19 protein-coding genes and 1 riboswitch are annotated in these 23,959 nt (G+C 33.9%); of the genes, 15 read left to right on the top strand and 4 right to left on the bottom strand.

Translation table 11 applies throughout. The features are described from left to right. Positions 1-27: 27 nt before the first annotated feature. The 9 genes from dinG to JM172_RS06310 all read left to right on the top strand — a co-directional run bounded on the left by dinG (position 28) and on the right by JM172_RS06310 (position 10,547). Positions 28-2,826: an ATP-dependent DNA helicase DinG gene (dinG, locus tag JM172_RS06350; protein WP_214481262.1), complete on the top strand. Its 2,799-nt coding sequence runs from the start codon at positions 28-30 to the stop codon at positions 2,824-2,826. 51 nt (positions 2,827-2,877) lie between these two features. Then, entirely contained in the window at positions 2,878-3,699 is an 822-nt protein-coding gene (locus JM172_RS06345) for a ComEC/Rec2 family competence protein (protein ID WP_214481261.1), read from the top strand. A 644-nt stretch (positions 3,700-4,343) separates the two neighbouring features. Beyond that, a complete protein-coding gene (locus tag JM172_RS06340; protein WP_214481260.1) occupies positions 4,344-4,514 on the top strand; it encodes a YpmA family protein in 171 nt (56 codons plus the stop codon). Between the two features lie 19 nt (positions 4,515-4,533). Next, positions 4,534-5,013: a cell wall elongation regulator TseB-like domain-containing protein gene (locus tag JM172_RS06335; RefSeq protein WP_214481259.1), complete on the top strand. Its 480-nt coding sequence runs from the start codon at positions 4,534-4,536 to the stop codon at positions 5,011-5,013. A gap of 20 nt (positions 5,014-5,033) precedes the next feature. After that, positions 5,034-6,221, top strand: coding sequence for a pyridoxal phosphate-dependent aminotransferase (locus JM172_RS06330; protein WP_214481258.1), 1,188 nt, complete (start codon positions 5,034-5,036; stop codon positions 6,219-6,221). A gap of 470 nt (positions 6,222-6,691) precedes the next feature. After that, positions 6,692-7,984, top strand: coding sequence for an asparagine--tRNA ligase (gene asnS, locus JM172_RS06325; RefSeq protein ID WP_214481257.1), 1,293 nt, complete (start codon positions 6,692-6,694; stop codon positions 7,982-7,984). 393 nt (positions 7,985-8,377) lie between these two features. Next, on the top strand, positions 8,378-9,073 hold the full coding sequence (locus tag JM172_RS06320; protein ID WP_214481419.1) for a DnaD domain-containing protein: 696 nt from the start codon (positions 8,378-8,380) through the stop codon (positions 9,071-9,073). 287 nt (positions 9,074-9,360) lie between these two features. Continuing rightward, a complete protein-coding gene (nth, locus tag JM172_RS06315) occupies positions 9,361-10,032 on the top strand; it encodes an endonuclease III (protein WP_214481256.1) in 672 nt (223 codons plus the stop codon). Positions 10,033-10,034: 2 nt separating this feature from the next. Further along, a complete protein-coding gene (locus tag JM172_RS06310) occupies positions 10,035-10,547 on the top strand; it encodes a YpoC family protein (RefSeq protein WP_214481255.1) in 513 nt (170 codons plus the stop codon). Between the two features lie 283 nt (positions 10,548-10,830). Here the strand turns inward: JM172_RS06310 and JM172_RS06305 are convergent, their stop codons facing one another. Together JM172_RS06305 and recU are read right to left on the bottom strand one after the other, a co-directional pair. Continuing rightward, on the bottom strand, positions 10,831-13,374 hold the full coding sequence (locus JM172_RS06305; protein WP_214481254.1) for a transglycosylase domain-containing protein: 2,544 nt from the start codon (positions 13,372-13,374) through the stop codon (positions 10,831-10,833). 40 nt (positions 13,375-13,414) lie between these two features. Next, positions 13,415-14,014, bottom strand: coding sequence for a Holliday junction resolvase RecU (gene recU / locus JM172_RS06300; RefSeq protein WP_214481253.1), 600 nt, complete (start codon positions 14,012-14,014; stop codon positions 13,415-13,417). 668 nt (positions 14,015-14,682) lie between these two features. Between recU and JM172_RS06295 the strand changes: the two genes are divergently transcribed. The 3 genes from JM172_RS06295 (at position 14,683) to thiC (ending at position 17,497) form a co-directional block, all read left to right on the top strand. After that, the gene (locus JM172_RS06295) at positions 14,683-14,892 is read left to right on the top strand and encodes a hypothetical protein (protein ID WP_214481252.1); all 210 of its coding nucleotides are present in this window, start codon (positions 14,683-14,685) and stop codon (positions 14,890-14,892) included. A gap of 106 nt (positions 14,893-14,998) precedes the next feature. Further along, positions 14,999-15,367, top strand: a complete 369-nt coding sequence (locus JM172_RS06290; protein ID WP_214481251.1) for a DUF1798 family protein — start codon at positions 14,999-15,001, stop codon at positions 15,365-15,367. Between the two features lie 72 nt (positions 15,368-15,439). Next, positions 15,440-15,554: riboswitch (TPP riboswitch) on the top strand. A 176-nt stretch (positions 15,555-15,730) separates the two neighbouring features. Next, complete coding sequence (gene thiC / locus JM172_RS06285) at positions 15,731-17,497, top strand: phosphomethylpyrimidine synthase ThiC (RefSeq protein ID WP_214481250.1); 1,767 nt, start codon at positions 15,731-15,733, stop codon at positions 17,495-17,497. A 106-nt stretch (positions 17,498-17,603) separates the two neighbouring features. Here the strand turns inward: thiC and JM172_RS06280 are convergent, their stop codons facing one another. After that, positions 17,604-17,771 (bottom strand): hypothetical protein, encoded by a 168-nt coding sequence (locus JM172_RS06280; protein WP_214481249.1) that lies wholly within the window; start codon positions 17,769-17,771, stop codon positions 17,604-17,606. A gap of 257 nt (positions 17,772-18,028) precedes the next feature. Between JM172_RS06280 and JM172_RS06275 the strand changes: the two genes are divergently transcribed. Beyond that, complete coding sequence (locus JM172_RS06275; protein ID WP_214481248.1) at positions 18,029-18,568, top strand: hypothetical protein; 540 nt, start codon at positions 18,029-18,031, stop codon at positions 18,566-18,568. Positions 18,569-18,743: 175 nt separating this feature from the next. On the opposite strand, the gene JM172_RS06270 is transcribed toward JM172_RS06275, so the two are convergent. After that, the gene (locus JM172_RS06270; protein ID WP_214481247.1) at positions 18,744-18,941 is read right to left on the bottom strand and encodes a YppF family protein; all 198 of its coding nucleotides are present in this window, start codon (positions 18,939-18,941) and stop codon (positions 18,744-18,746) included. 435 nt (positions 18,942-19,376) lie between these two features. On the opposite strand from JM172_RS06270, the gene JM172_RS06265 reads away from it, so the two are divergent. Together JM172_RS06265 and JM172_RS06260 are read left to right on the top strand one after the other, a co-directional pair. Next, complete coding sequence (locus tag JM172_RS06265; RefSeq protein ID WP_214481246.1) at positions 19,377-22,547, top strand: hybrid sensor histidine kinase/response regulator; 3,171 nt, start codon at positions 19,377-19,379, stop codon at positions 22,545-22,547. Then, positions 22,547-23,650: a response regulator gene (locus JM172_RS06260; RefSeq protein WP_214481245.1), complete on the top strand. Its 1,104-nt coding sequence runs from the start codon at positions 22,547-22,549 to the stop codon at positions 23,648-23,650. Before JM172_RS06265 ends, JM172_RS06260 begins: the two co-directional genes overlap by 1 nt. Positions 23,651-23,959 lie beyond the last annotated feature (309 nt).

Genomic DNA, 23,959 nt, shown 5'->3' with positions numbered 1-23,959 from the left:
CCCTTGAACAATATTGAGGTGTTATAGATGTTCTCCCGTTTCGTAGTTATAGATCTAGAAACAACAGGAAATGCAGTTAAAAGTAATGACAAAATTATTCAAATTGCGGCTGTGGTCATTGAAGATGGAAAGATCATTGACCGCTTTTCCAGTTTTGTAAATCCAAATCGTGAAATTCCTGCTTTTATAAGTGAACTTACTGGTATTACTAATTCAATGGTAACAGATGCTCCAATGTTCACCGAGATAGCACCTATAATTATTAATATGCTTGAGAATTCTTATTTTGTAGCTCACAACGTCCCATTTGATTTAAACTTTTTGCAAGAAGAAATAAAGTCACATGGCTTTAGTGAATTAACTATACCATCCTTGGATACCGTTGAGTTAGCTAGGATATTGTATCCAACTAAAGATAGTTACAAATTGTCAGATCTATCGGCTGATTTTGTAGTTGAGCATCTGCAGCCTCATCGTGCTGACAGCGACGCTGAAGTGACAGCTATACTGTTTTTGGAACTAATTAATAAATTAAACTCCCTTCCATTAGTTACATTAGAAGCGTTAAAAAAGCATGCTGTTTATTTGAAAAGTGATGTTATTGGAATTATTGCACATGTGATAGAACATAAGCATTCGCTAGGAGAAGAAGTACACACGGGTTTGACCATCGTCCGGGGGCTTGCGCTAAGAACACACAGTTATTTAAATCGGAGTGGCAACTTACAACAACAAGCATTTCGACAATTAAAAAATGATCTTCCATCATTAATGGAGAAGCATATTATAAATTTCGAGCTTCGTGAAGGTCAACTACATATGATGGATGTTGTTGATAAAGCATTGCAAACGAATCAACATGCCATCATTGAAGCTGGAACTGGCTCTGGTAAAACACTTGCATATTTACTACCAGCAGCTCTTTTTGCCATAACTAAAAATAAGCCAGTAATTATAAGTACTTATACCGTCCAACTTCAAGAGCAGCTAGTTGACAATGAAATTAAGATATTGAGGAATTTGTTAGATGTGCCACTGAAAGTAGCTGTCTTAAAAGGGAAGCGCCATTATATGAATTTGTGGAAATTTGAACGCAGTTTAGCATATTTGGATAGTAATTATGATGTGATTTTGACAAAATGTCAAATACTTGTTTGGTTGTTAGAAACAACAACAGGTGATGTAGATGAACTGAATCTTACCTCTGGTGGTTTGTTATTTTGGGACGAAATAAATGAACACTCGCATACATTGTTGAACAATGACAATCCTTGGAAGCCTTATGAATTTTATCATAAAGCACGAAATGAAGCTCACCAGGCAGATGTTATCATTACAAATCACTCACTAATGTTGACTGATTTACAAGCTGAACACAGTTCTTTATTACCAAAATATGATGTGGCAATTATTGATGAAGCTCATCAATTAGAGCGGATTGCTAGCGAATGTTTTGGAGATTATATTAATTATAATTACTTCGTCTTTTTATTTGCAAAGCTTGGCTCACTTGACCAACCTAGTCTACTTTCCAATGCTTTTCATTTATTTAGCGACAAACATTTAAACGTAGATTCTTTTCGGATTATCGACCATCTAATTAAAAACCTAAAGGCTGAAGTTGATGATTTATTTAGAATGCTACGAGCAATCATACTTAAAAATAACAACGATGGTCAAGCGTACCGAACTCAATATAGATTTAATGTTAGTGAAGAACATGGTAGAGAGTGGAATGCATCACTTGAGTTGGTCAGTAGAGTAAGGATGCAAATGATTGAGCTTGTGAGTACAATGCAAACTCAATTTACAGCCATTAAATCCATAGAACACAAATTATCCGTCCATGATAAACGTGAAATCGATTTATTCTTTTCTTTTATAGAAAAGTTTAATCATACGCAACAAGTATTAGAATCAATATTATTAGTTGATAATCAAGAGTCAGTTTCATGGATGGAAACAGATACGAAAGGGGCTCAAAACGCGGTAAAGCTATATACACAACCAATTGATGTTTCAGATCTATTAGCCGATGAGTTTTTTTCTAACAAGCACAGTGTAATTTTAACATCAGCTACTTTAAATGCCCATGAGTCATTTAAGCATATTATAAACCAGCTGGGCCTTGAAGACTTTTACCCGTTAACTGAATTTGTGCCATCGCCTTTTGTATATGAGAAGCAGGCTCTACTATGCATACCAAATGATGTTCCGCTTATAAAAGAGACTTCTACAGAAGATTATATAGCAAACATAGCAAATCATATTGTAGCAATTGCGAGCAAATTACAAGGTAGAATGTTACTGTTATTTACTTCTTATGACATGGTTAGAGAAATGTATAGCCAACTAAAGGTGAAAACTGAATTAGATGACTTTGTCATTTTAGCACAAGGTTCTAGCAGTTCTAGCCGGTCAAAGCTTTCCAAAACGTTTCAAGAAATATCCAAATCAATTTTACTTGGAACTTCAAGTTTTTGGGAAGGGGTTGATCTAGTAGGAGAAGAGTTAGCTAGCGTTGGTATCATTAGACTACCTTTTTCATCACCTGATGATCCCATTTCAGCAGCAAAAAATGAAAAAATACGTTTTAATGGTGGTAATCCGTTTACAGAATTAGCATTACCAGATGCTATTTTCCGCTTCAAACAAGGGGTTGGAAGATTAATAAGACATAAAAGCGATAAAGGGATTATATTTGTGTTTGATCGCCGTCTTACAACAACATCCTATGGTAAACAGTTCTTAGCAGCTGTACCAACAATCCCAGTTATTGAAGGTTCAATTGATCGGTTACTTTCTATAATTGAAGAGTGGCATTAGGATAGCTGTAGTAGTTGTGGAGGGATAGTAGTGTTACACTTTTCTAAATGTTTGACAATTTGGTTCGGGTTGTCCTTTATAGGGAATTTGTTGCAACCGCAGCAGCCGGTTGATATAGCAAAAGTGAATTTAAAGCTAACACAGGACGATATTGCAATCACTTTTTTTGATCTGTCATCTGGAGAAGCCACACTTATTCAAAATGCTAAAGGCAATACGATTTTAATTAATTGTGGTGGTCCAAAAACCCAAAGTGAAATGGAAATGATGTTTCAATTGTATGATATTAAACAGCTTGACACGGTCATTATTACAAAAGATGATATTCAATACGATACGAATATCGATTGGATTATACAAAATTTCCCGGTAGGAAAAATTGTGTTAGCTTCGAATAACGAACATCCCTATCCTTTTTTAGATGATATAAAAATAGAAAAGTGGAAAAATCAAGATTCTTTTGAGTTATTCAATCATGTCGTAATTAAGGTTGAAAATGAAAATATAGGACAGACCGATGGCGCTCTTGATTTATCAATATTTCTTAAAAGTCACCACATTTTGTATATGACAAATGCAGGAAAGTTAATTGAGAAAAAATTATTAACACATATGGAAACAGAAGTCGATATATTAAAGGTTGGTGATTTTGGAGCAGAAGGTGGTACAACTTCATTTTTTTTAGAAAAAATTGACCCGAAAGTTGCCATCATTTTTCAGAACAAGAATAACAAGCCCAATCAAGAAGTACTGGAAAGGTTATATGATTCTTGGATCGATATTTATTTAACGAAACAAGTCGGGAATATTTCCATTAAATATAGTAATGATCAGTATGAAATTATCCCGATTGAAGTAAATAAGCAGGAATAAAATTTTGTTAAACATAGGGTGTTTAGCAAGGATTGTTTGTCGTATAAAGAATTAAACGAGTACTCGTTCGTCCATCTTTTCTTCAATACAAAGATGACTAACATATATAACATTTTTTATGATACTAATTTGGTAACATTAGAAAGAAGTTTCTGACCTTCTGTAGGCACATTAATTGTTACCATTTCTAAATAATTCTTCTCTAAAGACTATAAAAAACCTACTATACATAATGAAATTTATTTGAACATGGGAACAAAGTTCACGTAAAGATTTTGAAATAAAAAACCTGTAACAACTTGTGTGTACAGGTCTACGGTGTGGGTTAGGGTATATTTTTTATAAAAGACTGTTATCGCATTTGATTGTTGCTTTTCTTAGGCATCCTTTCACATGTAAAATGAGGTCAATTGTATACATTTATTTGTTGGTTGAAATTAAGCTCATTTCAACAAGTTTCAGAAAAGAGCCTTATAAAAAGAGCTAGGAAACACTCTTATCATATTTATTATCAATTTGTTGAATACACCTGTTATAATTGATATAGATTACTCTCACTTACTTTGTGAGTACTGTTATTTTTACCTTAGTTCTTAACAATATAAGTAACAAAATTTGTTCACAAAATAGGAGGACTCTATTGCATGGAAAGTAAAATTGAAGTATTATCTACTTTAAAGATTGCACATTCTTCTGATTTATACAAAATTGTCGATAATTTAAATCGTACTTTAAAAGGACAAGATTTAATGTTTGGACTAGCTTTAGACGAGAATGATGAAGAAACAGCAGTTTTTACTATTTACCGTACGTAATAAAAAGGACTTTATAATGATGAAAAAAAGAATTATCCCAATAGCTGTTATTAGCACTATTATTTTCTTTATAATAATTGGATATTTGTATTTAAGTGCAATGAAGCCGATTGAAATCGCTGAAGATACAGCAATTAACATAGCTAAAAAGGAAGCACAAATGCAAACTATTCAAAAAGTATATACATATCATGGAACAGAAGCATATTCTGTTGTGCTTGGTGAAGATCAGTCAGAGCAAGCTCTAGCAGTTTTTATCCCTGAGGATGTTAACAAACCTATTGTTATTAAAAACCAAGCAGATGGCACAACAGAACAGCAAATCATTGACATGGTTAACAAAGAACAAAATCCCAAAAAGATCATATCAGTAACGTTAGGAATGGATGGAAATATACCAATTTGGGAAACGGTTTATATTGATCACCAAAACCGATACGTTTATCATTACTCTTATTTTGAAACAGGCACTCAACGCAAAAGGTATATAATATCCTAAACAATCAAGGAGGAACTGACATGAAATTGGCACATCGAGTATCTTCATTAACACCTTCAACAACATTGGCTATTACTGCTACTGCAAAAGAACTTAAAGAACAAGGGCATGATGTAATAGGGTTAGGAGCTGGTGAACCAGATTTCAATACTCCACAGCATATTATAGAAGCTTCTATTACAGCCATGAATGAAGGTAAAACTAAATACACACCATCAGGTGGCCTCCCAACTTTAAAGAAAGAGATATGTGATAAATTTAATAAAGATCAGGGGATTCAATATGATCCGTCTGAAATAATTGTATGTACTGGTGCGAAACACGCACTTTATACACTATTTCAAGTCCTTCTTAATGAGGGTGACGAAGTAATTATACCTTCTCCATATTGGGTTAGCTATCCTGAGCAAGTAAAATTAGCAGAAGGACATCCTGTATTTGTCAAGGGTGAAGAAGAGAATGAGTTTAAAATTACTGGCGAACAACTTAGGGGAGCAATTACAGAGCGCACTAAAGCAATTATTATTAATTCTCCAAGTAACCCTACTGGAATGTTATATAGTAAAGAAGAATTGGCAGAGTTAGGTGAAATATGTTTACAACATAACATCTTAATTATTTCTGATGAAATTTATGAAAAGCTCGTATACGCCAATAGTGCACACGTTTCGATTGCTCAGATATCTCCACAATTAAAAGAGCAGACGATCATTATCAATGGTGTATCCAAATCACATTCGATGACTGGATGGAGAATTGGCTATGCTGCAGGTAATAAAGAAATTATTAAAGCAATGACAAATCTTGCAAGTCACAGTACATCTAACCCAACGTCAATTGCACAATATGCTACTCTTGCGGCTTATAATGGTTCTCAACAGCCTGTAGAAGATATGCGTGTAGCTTTTGAAGAACGCTTGAATATTATTTATGAAAAATTGATTCAAATTCCCGGCTTCACTTGTATTAAACCTAAAGGGGCATTTTACCTATTTCCTAATGCCAAAGAGGCAGCTAAATTAGCAGGTTTAAAAGACGTAGATGAATTAGCTAAAGCTCTTTTGGAAGAAGAAAAAGTTGCAATCATTCCAGGGTCAGGATTCGGAGCTCCAGACAATTTACGACTTTCATACGCGACATCACTTGATCAATTAGAAAAAGCAATTGAAAGAATTAGTCATTTTATGAAAGTGCAATGTCATGCATAATGATTTTTAATATGCACTCAAAATATAAGCGCTTGTTATACATTTTTACTCAAGATACAAGGGATTAATATATTTATTTTTTATGTTTTAGACGAGATGCTTATTCTGGTGTAGAATTACAACTGCATAAACAGCCAAATAAAAGAGGGTTTGACTCAAAAAGTGTTAGTTTGTACTTTAGGCATGTATTGTGCAAATAATATCGAGTCAGACCCTTTTTGTTGGAGAATCTTGCACTTTTACCCTCGTTGAATAAGGATTGGAATAGCATTGTCTTATTGTCTAGCCTCAATGCTAAGTTGCTTTAAGACTCTTCCGTGCTATTAGCTAATAGCAGTGGCAATCACGCTTTTCTGCCTTGCAACAATTTTTGTCGAAATGTATAATGTAACTTGGATACATATAAAAAGAGGCAAGCAACTTGTTTACCTCTGCAAACGGATGTATTGTATTTTGGAGGGAATTTTATAGTGAAAACGACAATTACTGAAGTAAGTAAATATGTTGGCCAGGAAGTAACCATTGGAGCTTGGTTAGCTAACAAACGTTCAAGTGGAAAAATCGCTTTTCTACAGTTAAGAGATGGTTCAGGATTTATTCAAGGGGTTGTAGTTAAGGCTGAGGTTGAAGAAGAAGTATTCAAGCTTGCTAAATCAATCACACAAGAAACTTCATTGTTTGTAACAGGTACGGTTCAAGAAGATGAACGGTCACCTTTTGGATATGAATTAACAGTAACTAATATTAAAGTGATTCGTGAATCGGTTGACTACCCGATAACACCTAAAAAGCATGGTACAGAATTTTTAATGGACAATCGTCATTTATGGATACGCTCGAAACGACAGCATGCAGTTATGAAAATACGTAATGAAATCATTCGTGCAACGTATGAATTTTTCAATAACAATGGCTTTGTCAAAGTAGATCCACCAATATTAACTGGAAGTGCTCCTGAGGGGACAACGGAATTATTCCATACTAAATATTTTGAAGAGGATGCTTATCTATCACAAAGTGGCCAATTATATATGGAGGCTGCTGCGATGGCTTTAGGAAAAGTATTTTCTTTTGGTCCTACTTTCCGTGCAGAAAAGTCTAAGACTCGTCGTCATCTAATCGAATTTTGGATGATTGAACCCGAAATGGCATTCTACGAGTTTGAAGATAATTTACAAGTACAAGAACAATATGTAGCCTATATCGTTCAAGCAGTGTTGAAAAACTGTGCACTTGAATTGAAAATTTTAGGGAGAGAAACTGAAACACTTAGTAAGATTACAGCACCATTCCCACGTATTACGTATGATGATGCAATTAAGTTTTTACACGACAAGGGCTTTGACGATATTGAATGGGGGGATGATTTTGGTTCTCCTCATGAAACTGCAATTGCAGAAAGTTTTGAAAAGCCAGTATTTATAACACATTATCCGACAGCATTAAAACCTTTTTATATGCAGCCAGATCCAAATCGAGACGATGTTGTGTTATGTGCTGATTTAATTGCTCCAGAAGGGTATGGTGAGATTATTGGCGGCTCTGAACGCATACATGATGCTGAATTATTAGCTCAACGTATGAAGGAACATGATTTATCTCCAGAGGCTTATCAATGGTATTTAGATTTACGTCAATACGGTTCGGTTCCCCATTCTGGATTCGGCTTAGGATTAGAAAGAACGGTAGCATGGCTTAGTGGTGTTGAGCATGTACGTGAAACAATTCCATTCCCACGTTTATTAAACCGTCTATATCCTTAAAATTAGTTTAATGTTCTCCGGCTCCCACCTCAATAGGTGGGAGCTTTAAATGGGGTAAGGTTTTCACCAGAAAGTGAATAGTGAAGATCTCACTGTAATAAATGGTATTCATAAATAATTAAGTTGAAATATAAACTAAAATGATTATGTTTGTCTGTCATTTGCTATTTAGCATATTATGACTGATAAATTCCCTTGGAGGGTGACTCTAAAGGATCTAACTTACATTTCATCCAATATTTAAGGAAGAATCTCCTTATTGCAAGAAATTGTATGTCAGATCGTTTTCTTTTGAGACATCCTTTTTGCATATATGATGTACTGTGAAATGGTTTGTAAACGGTCATCACATATTCTTGTTCATGTTATACTAAGGACGAGGTGTCATAAATGATAAGTAAAGATAAAATGCTTGACTGGCTTGATCAAGGCAGTATCTCTATCCCAAAATTGCTGTTACAAAACTACGTACAGATTGGCCTTAATGAACAGGAACTTATGTTAATTTTACATGTGTATTCTTTTATAGAACAAGGAAACAAATTCCCTACACCAAATGAATTAGCTGATAGAATGACATTTTCAACAGAAGAGTGCACGGATATATTACGATTGTTATTAAAAAGAGCGTATATTCGTATTGAAGAAGGCAGTGATGAGCATGGAAAAATTAATGAGCAGTATTCCTTGCAGCCATTGTGGGAAAAAGTTTTAATGAGCTTTGTATCAGAGACTGCGGTTGAAGAACCAAACAAAGAAGATATTAATTTATATGTGATGTTTGAAGAAGAGTTTGGTCGACCTTTATCACCATTCGAAGGTGAAACATTATCTATGTGGCTTGATCAGGATCAATATAATCCAATCATTATTAAGACAGCATTGCGTGAAGCAGTACTATCAGGAAAATTAAATTTTAGATATATTGATCGCATATTATTTGAGTGGAAAAAGAATGGGATAAAAACGGTTGAACAAGCTCAAAGTTACGGTAAAAATATTCGGAAGCATCAACAAAAACGGTCAAGTACACAGGAAGGGGAATATAAACGTACTATTCCTTTTTATAATTGGCTTGAACAGCAGTGATCTTTTGAAAAAAGTAGCGAACAATCAGGTGAGCTATTTGCAGCCTGATTTTTTTTGTCCTACTTACTTATGTAAATTGATTAACAAGACTGATCCGCATTGCAAAGAATACTACTTTACAATGTTGTAAATTAACCTAAAAATCCAACGGAGACTGTATGATATTGATCTTTTTAAAAGAGGAATAACCGTCCCTAATGATAATCTTTATTAGTGTTATCTGTTCGTAGGGAAAGGAACAATTAATGCGGAGTAGTCAATAATTAAAATTGGGTGTGAAATATACTATGTTAAATAATACACAAATTAGGTTTTGTTTAGATAAAATGGGGGAAATGTTTCCTGATGCACATTGTGAACTAAATCACTCAAATCCATTTGAGCTTGTGGTTGCTGTTGCTCTATCTGCACAATGCACCGATGCACTTGTAAATAAAGTAACTAAAAAGTTGTTTACAAAGTATAAGAAGCCTGAAGATTATTTGGCAGTCTCATTAGAAGAGTTACAACAGGATATTCGATCTATTGGTTTATTTCGAAATAAGGCGAAAAATATCCGCAATCTATCTCAGTTATTAATCGAGCAATATGGAGGTATTGTTCCTAATGACCGTGACGAGTTAACGAAGTTACCAGGTGTAGGAAGAAAAACAGCAAATGTAGTCGTCTCAGTCGCGTTTGACATACCGGCGATTGCTGTTGATACTCATGTTGAACGTGTTAGTAAACGTTTAGGGATATGTCGTTGGAAGGATAGTGTTTTAGAAGTAGAAAAAACACTAATGCGAAAAGTACCAAAGGATGAATGGTCTGTGACCCATCATCGCATGATATTTTTCGGTAGATATCATTGTAAAGCACAATCACCTCAGTGTGAAGTATGTCCACTCCTTGATTTGTGCAGAGAGGGTAAAAAAAGAATGAAAAAGAACAATAGAATTACCAAAGGGGAGAAATAAGGTTGGAACTAAATATCCCAAACCATATGAAAAATACACTCTTTTTCCCTGAGTCTATAACAAATCTAAATATTAACCTACATAATTCATTTGAATTGAACGTTGATTTAATAAATTTTGGCTACGACATTGCAGCACATAACGATATAGATACAATTAAGCCTTGGTTGTCGATAGAGCAATATATTCCTATAGTAATAGCTAAATGGAAGGAGATTGAACCAGAGTTAACTCAACATTTTCAGCAGAGGATAAAAACGAATATCAAACAGGCGATTGTTCAATCATTAGGTTTGTTCTTATCTATGCTTTTTTGGATGAACAGCAGCCCTGTAACGAACCTTATTAATATTCAAGATCAAATTAAAGAATTGAAATACAAACCGATCAATGTAGGTGAAAGAATTGATTTTATAATGAAAAAACCACATCAATTTCATTCTTTTATACAGCTTAGTGAGTTATTTCAAGAAAGTACTAAAATATATTATAAGATTGTTGCATTACAAAAATAACATCGATACTTAGGATTGAAATTAGCTAGTGAGTAAGGTTCGTCAACTTTGTTAATTACTATTACAGGGCTTTATGTAGTTATTCAACTTACGGAGCAATAGTTATATACGTGGATAACTTGAGCACGAAGGGCGATAATCTATGTGAAAATAACCTTAGTTAAAAATCTTTAAATATTAATTTACAAATGAAAAAATGACTTTTGTTTAACCACCATTTGGACGAGCTTACCCACAAAAAAAACAACAGGCTACCTCTCATAGCCTGTTGTTTTTTCAGTTATTATTCATTATTATCCTCTTCACTTGGAGGTGGTTCAGGTGGCCGTTCATCATGGTCACCTTCATCAATTAATGGGTCTCCAATTTCTCCTTCATCATCAGTTCCTGGCTCTTCATCAAATAAGTCATCAAACGGATTTTCTAATTCTTCCTCAAATATCGGAATCTCAACAGAGGCACTTAGTGGGTCACTTCTATTTTCTGGATTGCTGTCACTAACTGCTGAGATCTGATAAGAGTAGATTGCCCCTTCAATCGGATCAGGTACGAGGTAACTAAACTCTTTTGTAGTGCCTATTACTTCATACGGGCCTTCATCAATTGATTGTTTAATTTCGAATGAAATGTCACTTAATTCTTCCTCAGACCCATCTAACGTATAGTCCCACAATAATTGTAATGCATTAGTTCTTTCATCATATAAAGCTTCAAAACCATTAGGTGGGTCTATTTTATCATATTTTTCTGAGACCTTAGTTGGTTCTGTGCCTTTCACAAAGTATTCGTAGACGATTTCACTTTGTGGTGTAAATTCACTAGGTAATTTTGCGGGATTTGACCCTTTTTCAACCTTTTGTTGAACCACACTGTTAGGTACAGTGAAATCAGCAGATTCACCACCTGATATGTGGGTGAATAAATTTTTAAATAGTCTACGGGCAATTTTTTCTTCATCTACGCTTTTAAAATATGCATCTTCACTAATTCGATTAAATCCTGTCCATATTGCTGCCGTATATTCTGTTGTATAGCCTGCAAACCATACGTCTTTCGTTGCATTTTCCGGTAAACCGTATTTTTGTGTTTCTTCTACAGGATAGTTAGTAGATCCTGTTTTACCGGCAACTGGGACTGCATTGCTAACAAAGGCATCCCGACCTGTTCCATTGGTAACAACAGATTTTAACATATCAGTTATCATAAAAGCAGTGTAATCTGACATCGCTTCTTCAGTTTCCGGCGTTAAATCTATTTCCCTTCCATCAGGAAAAACAATTTTAGTAACAGCATGAGGTTGATTATAAAATCCTTCATTACCAAAGGCACTGAATGCACCTGCCATGTCTAATGTAGATACACCAGTACTAAATCCACCTATAGCGTATGGTTCGTATATTTGTTTTTCTAGTGGGATTCCTAAACCAACCGCAAAGTCTCTTGCTTTATCGAGACCGACTTCTCTCACTGCTTTAACTGCTGGAACATTAACTGACTGTTCTATAGCATATCTCATAGACATCCAGCCTCTATATCCATCATACCAATTATATATTTGTTTATTAGAATCAGCATATGTCATTTGTTCATCATTAATTTGTTCATATGTCGACCATTTTAAATATTCAATTGCAGGACCATAATCAAGAACAGGTTTTATGGAAGATCCTGGTTGTGCTTTTGTATCTATAGCATAATTCCAACCTCTTGCAGCGTCTTGATTACGTCCACCACCGATGGCTCTTATTTGACCTGTTTTTGTATCAAGTAATGTAATTCCAGCTTGGAGGTTCTCGTTTGGGAAGTTGACAACATTATTCGATTGTAACAGCTCATTAGTGTATTTTTGTGCTTCTGTATCTAACGTCGTATAGATTTCTAGTCCACCTGAATATAGATCGTAATCTCCAGATTCATTAATTTCTTCTATAACATAATCTAGAAAAGCGTCATAAGGTTCAGATTCTATTGTTGTTACATTCAGTGATTCTTCAACAGGTATTGCTTTGGCTTGTTCAGCCTGTTCAGCTGAAATAAAGCCATGTTGCGACATTAAAGACAGTACAACATTTCTTCTTTCTTCTGCTGCTTCAGGATTTTTAATAGGATTGTAATTATTTGGACTTTGAGTCATTCCTGCTAGTAAAGCAGCCTGATGTAGTTGCATGTCATTTAAATTATCTTTATCAAGGCCGAAATATACTTCAGCTGCTTTGCCTACTCCGTACGTACTTCCACCTAAAAAGATTTTATTTAAATACAGTTCTAATATCTCTTCTTTAGATTTAATTTGTTCAAGCTTATATGCTAACCATGCCTCTTGAACTTTTCGACTTATTTTTTTTTCAGGTGTTAACACATAGTTTTTGACAACTTGTTGTGTGATAGTACTTGCCCCTTCAGCACCGAAGCCTTCTGTAATATTAGCAAGAACGGCTCCACCGATTCGAATGGGGTCAATTCCATGATGTTCAAGAAAACGAGCGTCTTCAACAGCTAGAAATGCATCTTGAAGTACTGTTGGAATTTCGTTATATTTTACATACGTGCGTTTCTCTATCCCAAGCTCAGCAAATTCATTGCCATCTTTATCAAATACCTTTGAAGAGAATGATGCTTGAAATGCTTGTTCATCTAATGGAGGCACATCTTTAATGATTACATAAAATGCAATTCCTCCAACTATAGCGCCAATAATTCCTAACGAAAAAAATACTAAAATAAGTTTCTTAATAAATTGAAAGATACTTTTTTTAGGTTTTTGGTTACTTTTATGGTTACGTTCAGCTTGTTTACGTGCTGTTCTTGACTGTGATTGACTTGCCATGTGGTATTCCTACCTTTCAACTTAATAATCCCTAGCAGAGTTATGAGAAATAAATATTATCCAATATGTTAAGATAATCAATGCGTGGGTTATAGCCTAGTGGGACTTCATGACCTAAATCCACTATCTCTTGTTTTGTTATTGATTTTCTATCTCCTTTTTTCATACGGTCCCAAAAACTTAATAGGTGGGTAGCTTCTAGCAGAAAGATCTGTTCATTCTTAGTAAATCGTAAAATGACAAAACACAATCCGTTATGATTTATTACATCTCGCATATGTTTAATTTGGTGGTCGTGAAAGTTTTGCAAAGGGAATGATGTTTTGTTTCTAGTTTCTTTAGCTTCAAAATCTATATACCTACCCTTGTAAATACCATTATAGTCAGTAGTTGAAGCTTGTTTAAAATAGGCTTCTTTAATAACAGCAGCACTTCTTTTCGGATAGTCAACTTGTACGATTTGAACTGGCGTTGGCTTTTTGTGAATAACCGCTATATTGTGTAGTAAATAATAATGATTAGAGTCATTAATATCCTCTTCCAAAGTCATACCACGATTACTGTATGAAGCTTTTTTAGCGGTATTAGTATCTTTATCTTGTTTTTCTTTATATAATTTACCATTCGGATAGCGAATCACTGATTCATCCTCCTCACCTAACTTCACCAACTATCATAACAAATAATAAAACTACATTGTAACGATTTTAACAAAGTGTCATCATAATGATGTTAAAAAAAAAGTATAGGTGTTTTTTTAAGTTATGGCAAGTGATAAACTTCTTTTTACACGTTATTTAGCCTCAAATAATTAGACGATTGTTCGTATAATAATGTTACAAATATAATATTTTGAATGAAGTAAACGATTGGAGAGTGTACTATGAGGACATGTAGTTGGGGTGATTCACACGTAATATATCGAAGATGAGGGAAGGCTAGCCCTCATCTTCGTTTGAAGTTAAGTAGCAGGTTTATTAGGGCCTTCTAGTTTTGGGTTACCATATCCCGTTGCTTTCTGTTTATTTTCTTGAGTATTTTGCTGCTTGTTGTTTTTATTTTTGGCCAACTAAAACACCTCCTAACAATTAGTGTAAACAATCCTGTTATTTTCATGCGAACTGCGTTGTCGAATTGTCGCAAAAATAAAATTGTCGACTTTCTTTGTTGAATTAGTTCTAGTTTTGTCAATCGTGGAGGTGTTGAACTTAACATCACGAAACTATAACGTATAAGTAAAAGAGAGGCTATGTTTAGCTCAATGATTATAATGTAAGTTAAATATACTGATGAGGAGGAAGAAGATAAATGGAATTGACCAATAAAGAATTGCAGAATTCGGTGTTTGATGAATTGCTTGACTATCTTGAATTAATAGATCAAAAGCTTGTTAATCATGTTGAAGAACACATAGGTATATATGTTGAGCAACAACAAAGGAATATTAAAACTATATCAAATAACCTTCATAAAATAGAAAATATATATGATCATAACATCATCGACATTGCACTCTAATCCCACATAGAAATTCAGCAAAAGATACCCTCGCTATCCTTTCAATCAATCCATTGAATTGATATAATATTACTGGAACTTAAGTAGATTAATTGGAGAATAAAATATGGAAAATTACGAAAAATTAATAAAATTAACAAATATGTTAAAGACATTTAATAATAAATGCATAGATATACTGGAACAAAGAAAAGAGCTTACTCATGTTGAAGTTGATTTTTATCGTGAGGTATATCCGTTTGCTAATGAAGTTAATAAAATTCTTGATATGTGGAAAATCAATGCTTTGCAGTGGATTAATGAACAAAATCCTAAATATATTTATCCTTTGCAAATTGAATCAACTTTTGAAAATTTGCAAACATTGTCTGTTCAAGTTTTTTATAATGAAGGGAAGGGGAAGCGTTTGTTAAACCTTCACCAATCAGTTGATTATTTATTAAATGCGATGATAAGTGAACTTAAAGAAAAATAAAATTGTATAATTTATTTTTTCTCTATTCACAACAATATTAATTGTGTTATAGTATTAACGATAACTACATATGTTCACTACTAGGGGGGTCCAATAGCTTGGACTGAGAGAAGAGCGCGTTAAAGTTCTTTGACTCTTAGAACCTGATCTGGCTCATACCAGCGTAGGGAAGTAGAATTCGACCAGCTTATTGTTACTATAGCTATGTCATAAATTACTTTCAACAAAAGGGTTCTCAATTTTGAGAACTCTTTTTTAGTTGGTATGGGTCAGCAACTTTATAAGATAGTTGGAAATTGTATACTTTATTCAAACCGACTATCTGACAGTTGATTCATTCATATTATTGAGGAGGAATTTTCAATGACAAAAGAAAGTATTGCACAAAATATGACATTTCCTTGTAGCAAGAAGGTTTATGTACAAGGAGATCAAGCTGATGTAAAAGTACCGATGAGAGAAATTGAGCTTCAACATACTAGTGGTACTTTTGGCGAGGAAGAAAATGAGCCTGTGAGAGTATACGATACGAGCGGACCGTATACAGACATTGCATATGATGTTGACATACGGAGAGGTCTTCCAAAGCTACGAGATGACTGGATTATTAAACGAAATGATGTTGAACAGTATGAAGGCCGTGAAATAAAACCAGAGGATAATGGATATGTAGAATCAGATGCTCGTTCAAACCTTGAACAATTTCCACATATTAATAAGCAGCCTCTACGAGCAAAAAGTGGCGGATGTGTCACACAATTGCACTATGCAAGAAAGGGTTTAATTACCCCTGAAATGGAATTTATAGCTATACGTGAAAATATGAGCCCAGAGTTTGTCCGAGATGAAGTAGCTAGTGGTCGCGCGATCATTCCAGCAAATATTAATCATTCAGAAAGTGAACCGATGATTATAGGGAAAAACTTCCATGTGAAAATTAATGCGAATATTGGCAATTCGGCCGTCTCGTCATCCATCGATGAGGAAGTAGAAAAAATGACATGGGCTATTCGTTGGGGTGCAGATACGATGATGGACTTGTCTACAGGGAAAAACATACATACAACGAGAGAATGGATTATAAGAAATGCACCAGTTCCAGTCGGAACGGTTCCTATTTATCAAGCGCTTGAAAAAGTAAATGGCATTGCGGAAGACTTAACGTGGGAAGTATATCGTGACACATTAATTGAGCAAGCTGAACAAGGTGTAGATTACTTTACGATTCATGCAGGGGTACTTTTGAGATATATACCAATGACTGCAAAGCGTACGACAGGCATTGTTTCTAGAGGTGGGTCTATTTTAGCGCAGTGGTGCTTAGCACATCATGAAGAAAACTTTCTATATACTCATTTTGAAGATATTTGTGAAATCTTAAAAGCATATGACATATCAGTTTCTTTAGGGGATGGTCTCCGTCCAGGTTCCATTGCTGATGCGAACGATGAAGCGCAGTTTGCTGAATTGGAAACATTGGGTGAATTAACGAAAATTGCTTGGAAGCATGATGTTCAAGTGATGATTGAAGGACCTGGTCATGTTCCGATGCATCTTATAAAAGAAAATGTGGATAAACAACAAGAAGTTTGTCACGATGCGCCATTTTACACACTTGGCCCATTAACGACAGACATTGCGCCTGGCTATGACCATATTACTTCAGCTATAGGTGCTGCAATGATTGGTTGGTTTGGAACGGCGATGCTTTGCTACGTAACACCTAAAGAACACCTAGGCTTACCGAACAAAGAAGATGTACGTGAAGGAGTTATCGCTTACAAAATTGCTGCCCATGCAGCAGATCTTGCGAAAGGACATCCTGGTGCTCAAAATCGAGATGATGCACTTTCTAAGGCACGCTTTGAGTTTAGGTGGCACGATCAATTTAACCTTTCGTTAGACCCAGAGCGAGCACGTGAATATCACGATGAAACATTGCCTGCCGAAGGTGCTAAAACAGCCCATTTTTGCTCAATGTGTGGGCCTAAGTTTTGTTCAATGAGAATATCTCAAGACATTCGAGATATGGCAAAAGACCAAGGTAAAAATGAGTCTGAAGTGATAGAAGAAGGAATGAAGCAAAAGGCAGAGGAATTTACGCAAACAGGCTCCAATATATACGGCTAAATCTTCTATATAGTGAGAAGTAGGCGAATAGCGCTTACTTCTCACTTGTTTTTACCATGAACTTTCATTAAATACTCTTATTTACACAGACTATTTCTAACAAAACTTACTCTTTTTCAACGTGAATTGAAACTGGGCGATCTTTCTTCGTAGCTACTGTTTCGATTGCAAATTCTGCTTCTTCTTTATATTTTGCTGCTACATTATGTCCGAATTTATGTTTGGTGTTTTTATAACCTTTCCGTTTATGATTAAAATGCTTACCACGACCCATCCTTAATTCCTCCTATGTATAGTTTTCCATCTTTATTACTATTGGATAAAAAGGCGATAAATATAACTTTTATTCAAAATAAAATGGAATTTAATGATAAAATAAGATCAAACTTCATTAATATCCATAAAAAGAAAAAAATGAAAATATTCCCTATGGATCTTTTGTACTGATCTCTATAAGTGGGATATATTTTAATGATGTTAAGAAAAGTGTACTTCTTAACATGAACGTATTAACTAGAATGGAGTGGTGAGGTGAAAAAAGAATGGTTAATTATTTTATCGGGGCCGATCATTATTTTAATCACTGTTGGAGTGATTTTAACTATCAATTTATACAAGGATTTTGAAGAAAGTGGGTTTTCAACATGGAGCCACACGTGGATTCCACTAGAATCATTAAGAGATAATGACGCAGTCCATTTGTCTTATGGCATGAAATGGAATGGTGTAGGTAGTCCAATTATAAAAGAAATTACAATAATAAAAAGTGATGGTACAGCATTAAATGAGAGTGATAGATTATCAGCTATACCTTATATTTATGTAAGTGGATCTTATGGAAGCTTAGCTGAAAATGAGGAAAGAAAAATAGATACCGTATATCGAGATATTCAAGACTATCAACCTGATAAAGAAAGGTTTGAATTGACATATGTACTAAGAATGGAGGAATTTGATCAATCTTACAAGACGACTGAAATTAAGCAGTTGAAAATTAAATATAAGCTTTTTGGTATAGAGCGTGTTCAGTTCATTGATTTTGGTGGTTTTTTTAGGGAAATTGATAATTAGTAGAACAGGTATTGAATAAAAATAGAGGGGATTATAGTATCCCCTCCATATTATGTCTTATAATATGATGTCATAGTTTTTTAGATGAATAGTAAGAGATTAGTCAATTATGTTTTATTATCGGAAGTCAAATGAACGTGAAAGCCCATTTTGACTTGCAGCTCCTATATATCGTTTAGACGATTTCATCTACAACATACTCAGGCTTCTGCGCTCCATCAGTCTCTAATTGACGTACAATATTTCTGTAATCTCTAATGGGAAGGTTTCCATGCAAGTAGATTTGCCTTGCGAAATCAAGCAATTCATTACCATCAATAGGTTCATATTTCCTTTGAGAAATAAAGTGGTTACGCAATTCTTGAACATTCATGAGAACCCCTCCGATTAATATAATTTATTTATATGGTATCACGAAAAAGCACTCTTTTAAAAAATTTTAAATATTGAGAATTCCGACAATTACTTACATTTATTTTATTTTTTTCTAATAGGGTGTTTTCTCATAGAGTAGAAATATATACGCATAAATATTTACAATAATAAGTTTCATTCCTTGTTAAATATGGTGTTAATCGAATACGATCTTTTCTTTACTTATTTCAAAAGCAATACAGATTAGGAAAAGTGTTGCTGTTGTTTTTCATAGTCTTTGAACGTATACAACTAGTTTTCTGTAACAATTAGAAAATAGTTTATTAATCGTGACTGATGAAACACATTACAATTTATTCTTGTGTCACGATTTTGTGTAGTATAATAATTTATTCCGATATTTAATTACAATTTATTAATTAGGAGAAATAAGATGAGTAAGCATGAACGTCAAATGATCATCATCGGATTAATATTAGCAATACTTTTTCTATACTTTTTAAATCCGGTGACTAATTCTAACCCATCTGCTCCAACTGCTAATAAAGGAGTTATCGACCTTACCAATTGGAACTTTAAGAAGGATGGCTTAGTTAGTCTTAATGGGAATTGGGAATTTTATGAAAATGTGCTATTACAACCTGCTATTTTAAATAAAAACGATTTTAGTAACAACTTTCGAAATGTTCCGAACGTTGGTAATCAAATACGAGGTTCGAGTGTAATAAATAAAGATGGGTTTGCTACCTATCGACTAAAGGTATTATTAAATGATAAACATACTGACCAACTTTTCGGAATTAAAATTAATGATATACGCATGGCACATAAATTGTTTATTAACGGTTATTTAGTCGGGCAGAGTGGGGAGCCTACCAACAATGTAGAGACGCAACAAATCGGTAATATTCCTTATGCAAAGTATTTCCCGCTAAATCAATCCTCTTTTGAATTAGTCATACAAGTATCTAAATATGATTATTATGATGGGGGTATTATTGACGATATAGAATTTGGCTTTCAAGAGGACATATCTAAGTTGCAACTCATCTCTTTTGGTACAGATTTAGCTATTATTTTTGTTTTGTTGTTATTTTGTGTATATCATATGAGTATTTATTTTATGAAAATGAAAAGTAACAAGTTTTATTTATACAATGGATTATTTTTCTTATGTTTATTAATCTCTTACTCATGTAGAAGTGAGAAGCTCTTTATGCTGTTTTTTCCATCAATTTCAATTGATACGGCCTATAAGATTCAAGATATATCAGCATATAGCGCAATTTTATTCATATTCTTATTCCTTCATGCGTTAGATGCGACATTACTTTCTAAGAGGGTGATGCGTATTGCATGCTCACTCTTAGTGATTTATCCTTTAATAGTTTTGCTGTTTCCTTATGATAAATATACTCATATGGAGATGTTTTTCTTATTTATTAGCGGAGGTTGTTTAAGTTTTATTTTCTTTAAGTTAGTGTGGGTATTTTATAAAAGAAAATATGATGAGGTCGAGAAAAGAGAGTTATTACTATTATCGAGCATATTTATTTTTCTTTTTTTTATGTATTTCGGTACGATTAATTTCTTTGATATTATGGTAGCTTTGACTGGAGAATTTATACAATGGGAGCCGATTTTAAAAACTCGGTCTCAAATTATTTATGATTTAGGCCAATACAGAGAAATAAGTATTGTTATCTTTGTAGCGGTAATGTATATTTTATTAGCTCTTCGATATACACATACATTTGGCATGCTTGAAAGCTTGTCGAATAAGTTAATTTCAATGAACAAAATGAAAGATGAGTTTTTAGCAAAAACTTCTCATGAGTTAAAAACACCATTACACGGTATTATTAATATTTCTTCATACTTGTTAGATAAAAAAGATCAAATGTCAAATAACGAAAGGAATAATCTTACACTCATTCACGACACCTCAGTTAAGCTATCCAATTTAGTAAATGATTTAATTGATGTCTCCAGACTAAAAAATGGACAATTGCAGTTACACATAGCAACTGTAGATATTAAAGTATCAGCTCAAATCGTGTTTGATGTACTCGCATTTGAAGTGCAAGGGAAAAATATTGACTTAATAAATAATCTACACGATTATGCGTTAGTAGAAGCTGACGAAAATCGTTTGCGCCAAATCTTGTATAACTTAATCCATAACGCGATAAAGCACACAGAACGTGGGGAAATTACTGTTTCATCTCAAAAAATAGAAGAAACCTTATACATATATATAGAAGATACGGGAATAGGAATCCCAGATGAGAAAAGGGAAGAGATATTTAGTTATTACGAACAATTAGATCAATTTATGCAAGTTGATAGCTATCAAAGTATGGGTTTAGGGTTATATATTAGTCGACAATTAATAGAAAAGATGAATGGTCGTATTTGGGTCGATTGGACTGAAGTTGGTATAGGGTCTAGATTTTGTTTTACCCTACCGATTGCCCAAAATCCGAAGCTAGTCGAAGAAGTTGCATCAACAACAACTGCATCTACATATAGACGAAATGAGGATTTACAAAGCGATAACGACACTACTGCTAATTCTGATCAAACGATTCTCATCGTAGATGACGAACGAGCTAATATTCAAGTGCTTCAAAATATGTTATCAAAGCAACATTTTAAGGTTATTATTTCATTTTCAGCGAATGATGCTTTAAGTAAACTCAATGAACATCCTCATATTGACCTTGTTATAACTGATGTGATGATGCCAGAAATGTCGGGAATTGAGCTTTGTCAAAAAATAAGGGAGTCAAAATCATTCATATCATTACCTGTTTTGTTAGCAACAGTGAAAGATATGCCAGAGGACATCGCTCTTGGCTTTAACGCTGGTGCGAACGATTATATTACGAAACCCTTTGACTCCAACACGATATTAGCGAGGATTCAAACATTGCTTGCTATGAAAACATCGATGGAGGATGCTTTCAATAATGAACTAGCTTTTTTACAAGCACAAATAAAGCCACACTTTTTACATAATGCTCTTAGCACAATTGCATCTCTATGTTATACAAATGTTGATGATGCTATTCGATTGCTCAAAATGTTAAACCAATACTTACGTATCATTTACAACACAACTCCTCAAACGATGTTTATACCACTAGAGCAAGAATTACAGTTGATAGAGGCTTACGTGGAAATTGAAAGAGTTAGGTTTAAGTGGTTAAACTTTACAGCTAGCATAGATGATGAGTTAGATGGAATCTATATTCCTGCATTATGTATTCAGCCTTTTGTTGAAAATGCGATTAGACATGGAGTGTTTAATAAAAAAGGAGAAGGAAATGTTTCATTATCAATTACAAACCGTAAAACCTCTATACTTATTATCATAGAAGATGACGGGGTGGGATTGTCGGAGGAAGCATTAAAGCAGTTTAAAAATGGAGAACTGAAAAATGCAGGGATAGGTATGACGAACATAAGAAGAAGATTAGCATCTTTGAATGAAGCGCATATACAAGTTGACTCAAAAATAAACTGTGGAACTAAGATTACATTGGAATTACGAAAAAGAGTCAAGGATGACTTGTATGATACTGAACTGGAGGGGTTGTAATGCTTAAAGTTATGATTGTGGAAGATGAACAACCAACGTTAGATTTGATGCATTTATTAATAAGTCAACAACCTCAATTAACTGTTGCTGGAAGCTTTACAAGTCCAATAGAAGCATTGGCAATGTTCGCTGACATTCGACCTGATGTGGTTTTTCTCGATGTAGAAATGCCGGAAATGAATGGCATCCAAATGGCAGAAAAAATAGTACAAATTGATAAGGACATTCAAATTGTATTTACAACAGCTTACGAACATTATGCTGTTCACGCATTTAAAGTTTATGCAGTTGACTACCTTGTAAAATTTGTTACTTCTGAAGATATTAATAGAGTGACCTCCCGTTTACTAAAAAATCATTTGGACAAAACAAAACTTGCACAAATAGACTTAAAAACGAAGACATCGATACAATGTTTAGGAAAATTTGAAGTAAGAGGTGAAGGTGGAACAGTTGTTAAATGGCCCACAAGAAAAACAGAAGAGCTATTTGCGTATTTTCTCGTCCATCCAAATCAAGTCATCAATAAGTGGAAATTGATGGACATGTTTTGGACGAAAAATGCAACTGTAAATCTCCACACGACTATTTCTAGAATGAAAAAAGTGCTAAAGGAAAATAATATGAAGCTACAAATTCGTAACTTAAACGACGGTTATATACTGGATGTCGAAGCAGAATATTGTGATCTACTAACTTTTAAAGCGTATTTTGTGCACTATGACAAGGTAAATAAAGATAATCTTAAAATTAGTGAAAGAACCTTCCAAGTATATAAAGGGCATTTATTTGAAATGAAAGATTATTTATGGGTTTTAGGGGTTGAAGAAGAGCTATCAGGAATGTATGAAAAACTAACTCGTGAATTAGCAAGTTTCTTTATTCAAGAAGGGAATATTAATCGCTCAGAAGAAGTTGTGAAAACATTTTTGACTTTATACCCTCTGCATGAAGAAATGACTATATTTCTTCTAAATATATATGCTAGCAACCTTATTTATGAAAAAAGGTTAAAAGAATACTATAAAAACTATGTCAAGTTATTAAGGGAAGAGCTCGGAGTTGAGCCTTCAAATGAAGTAAAACAGTTCATCCAAAACTAAATATAACTGAGCCAAGAGTGTTGTTTGAAATCTAATAATCAAACAGTACTCTTCTTTTTTAAACCGTTAATTTATCAAACTTACATTTGTTATATTTTCCCATAGTGATACATCAAAATACCCTTATTCTTTGTAAGAAAATTGTAAGTATCGTTTGATAATATCTTTTTGTAAGGCTGCTATCGTAAACTTTGTTGCTATTTTATAACATATATGGTTGGCATAGTAATCCAAAAAAAAACTGCAATGAAACTCAAGGTATATACATGCTTATTAACAACAAACCATAGCGGTAACAACCTTTTGAAA

It is taken from the genome of Bacillus sp. SM2101, assembly GCF_018588585.1.
Classification (GTDB): domain Bacteria; phylum Bacillota; class Bacilli; order Bacillales; family SM2101; genus Nanhaiella; species Nanhaiella sioensis.
The sequence above is the reverse complement of the archived record's forward strand: the minus strand, read 5'-3'. Positions and strand labels throughout refer to the sequence as shown.

What these genes read in the sequence shown, in the direction of transcription:
- nth (WP_214481256.1), top strand. Translation starts at nt 9,361, where the DNA reads ATGTTAAATAATACACAAATTAGGTTTTGTTTAGATAAAATGGGGGAA.
- JM172_RS06305 (WP_214481254.1), bottom strand. Translation starts at nt 13,374, where the DNA reads ATGGCAAGTCAATCACAGTCAAGAACAGCACGTAAACAAGCTGAACGT.
- JM172_RS06280 (WP_214481249.1), bottom strand. Translation starts at nt 17,771, where the DNA reads ATGGGTCGTGGTAAGCATTTTAATCATAAACGGAAAGGTTATAAAAAC.
- JM172_RS06340 (WP_214481260.1), top strand. Translation starts at nt 4,344, where the DNA reads ATGGAAAGTAAAATTGAAGTATTATCTACTTTAAAGATTGCACATTCT.
- JM172_RS06265 (WP_214481246.1), top strand. Translation starts at nt 19,377, where the DNA reads ATGAGTAAGCATGAACGTCAAATGATCATCATCGGATTAATATTAGCA.
- JM172_RS06260 (WP_214481245.1), top strand. Translation starts at nt 22,547, where the DNA reads ATGCTTAAAGTTATGATTGTGGAAGATGAACAACCAACGTTAGATTTG.
- JM172_RS06290 (WP_214481251.1), top strand. Translation starts at nt 14,999, where the DNA reads ATGGAAAATTACGAAAAATTAATAAAATTAACAAATATGTTAAAGACA.
- JM172_RS06270 (WP_214481247.1), bottom strand. Translation starts at nt 18,941, where the DNA reads ATGAATGTTCAAGAATTGCGTAACCACTTTATTTCTCAAAGGAAATAT.
- thiC (WP_214481250.1), top strand. Translation starts at nt 15,731, where the DNA reads ATGACAAAAGAAAGTATTGCACAAAATATGACATTTCCTTGTAGCAAG.
- JM172_RS06295 (WP_214481252.1), top strand. Translation starts at nt 14,683, where the DNA reads ATGGAATTGACCAATAAAGAATTGCAGAATTCGGTGTTTGATGAATTG.
- dinG (WP_214481262.1), top strand. Translation starts at nt 28, where the DNA reads ATGTTCTCCCGTTTCGTAGTTATAGATCTAGAAACAACAGGAAATGCA.
- JM172_RS06335 (WP_214481259.1), top strand. Translation starts at nt 4,534, where the DNA reads ATGAAAAAAAGAATTATCCCAATAGCTGTTATTAGCACTATTATTTTC.
- JM172_RS06330 (WP_214481258.1), top strand. Translation starts at nt 5,034, where the DNA reads ATGAAATTGGCACATCGAGTATCTTCATTAACACCTTCAACAACATTG.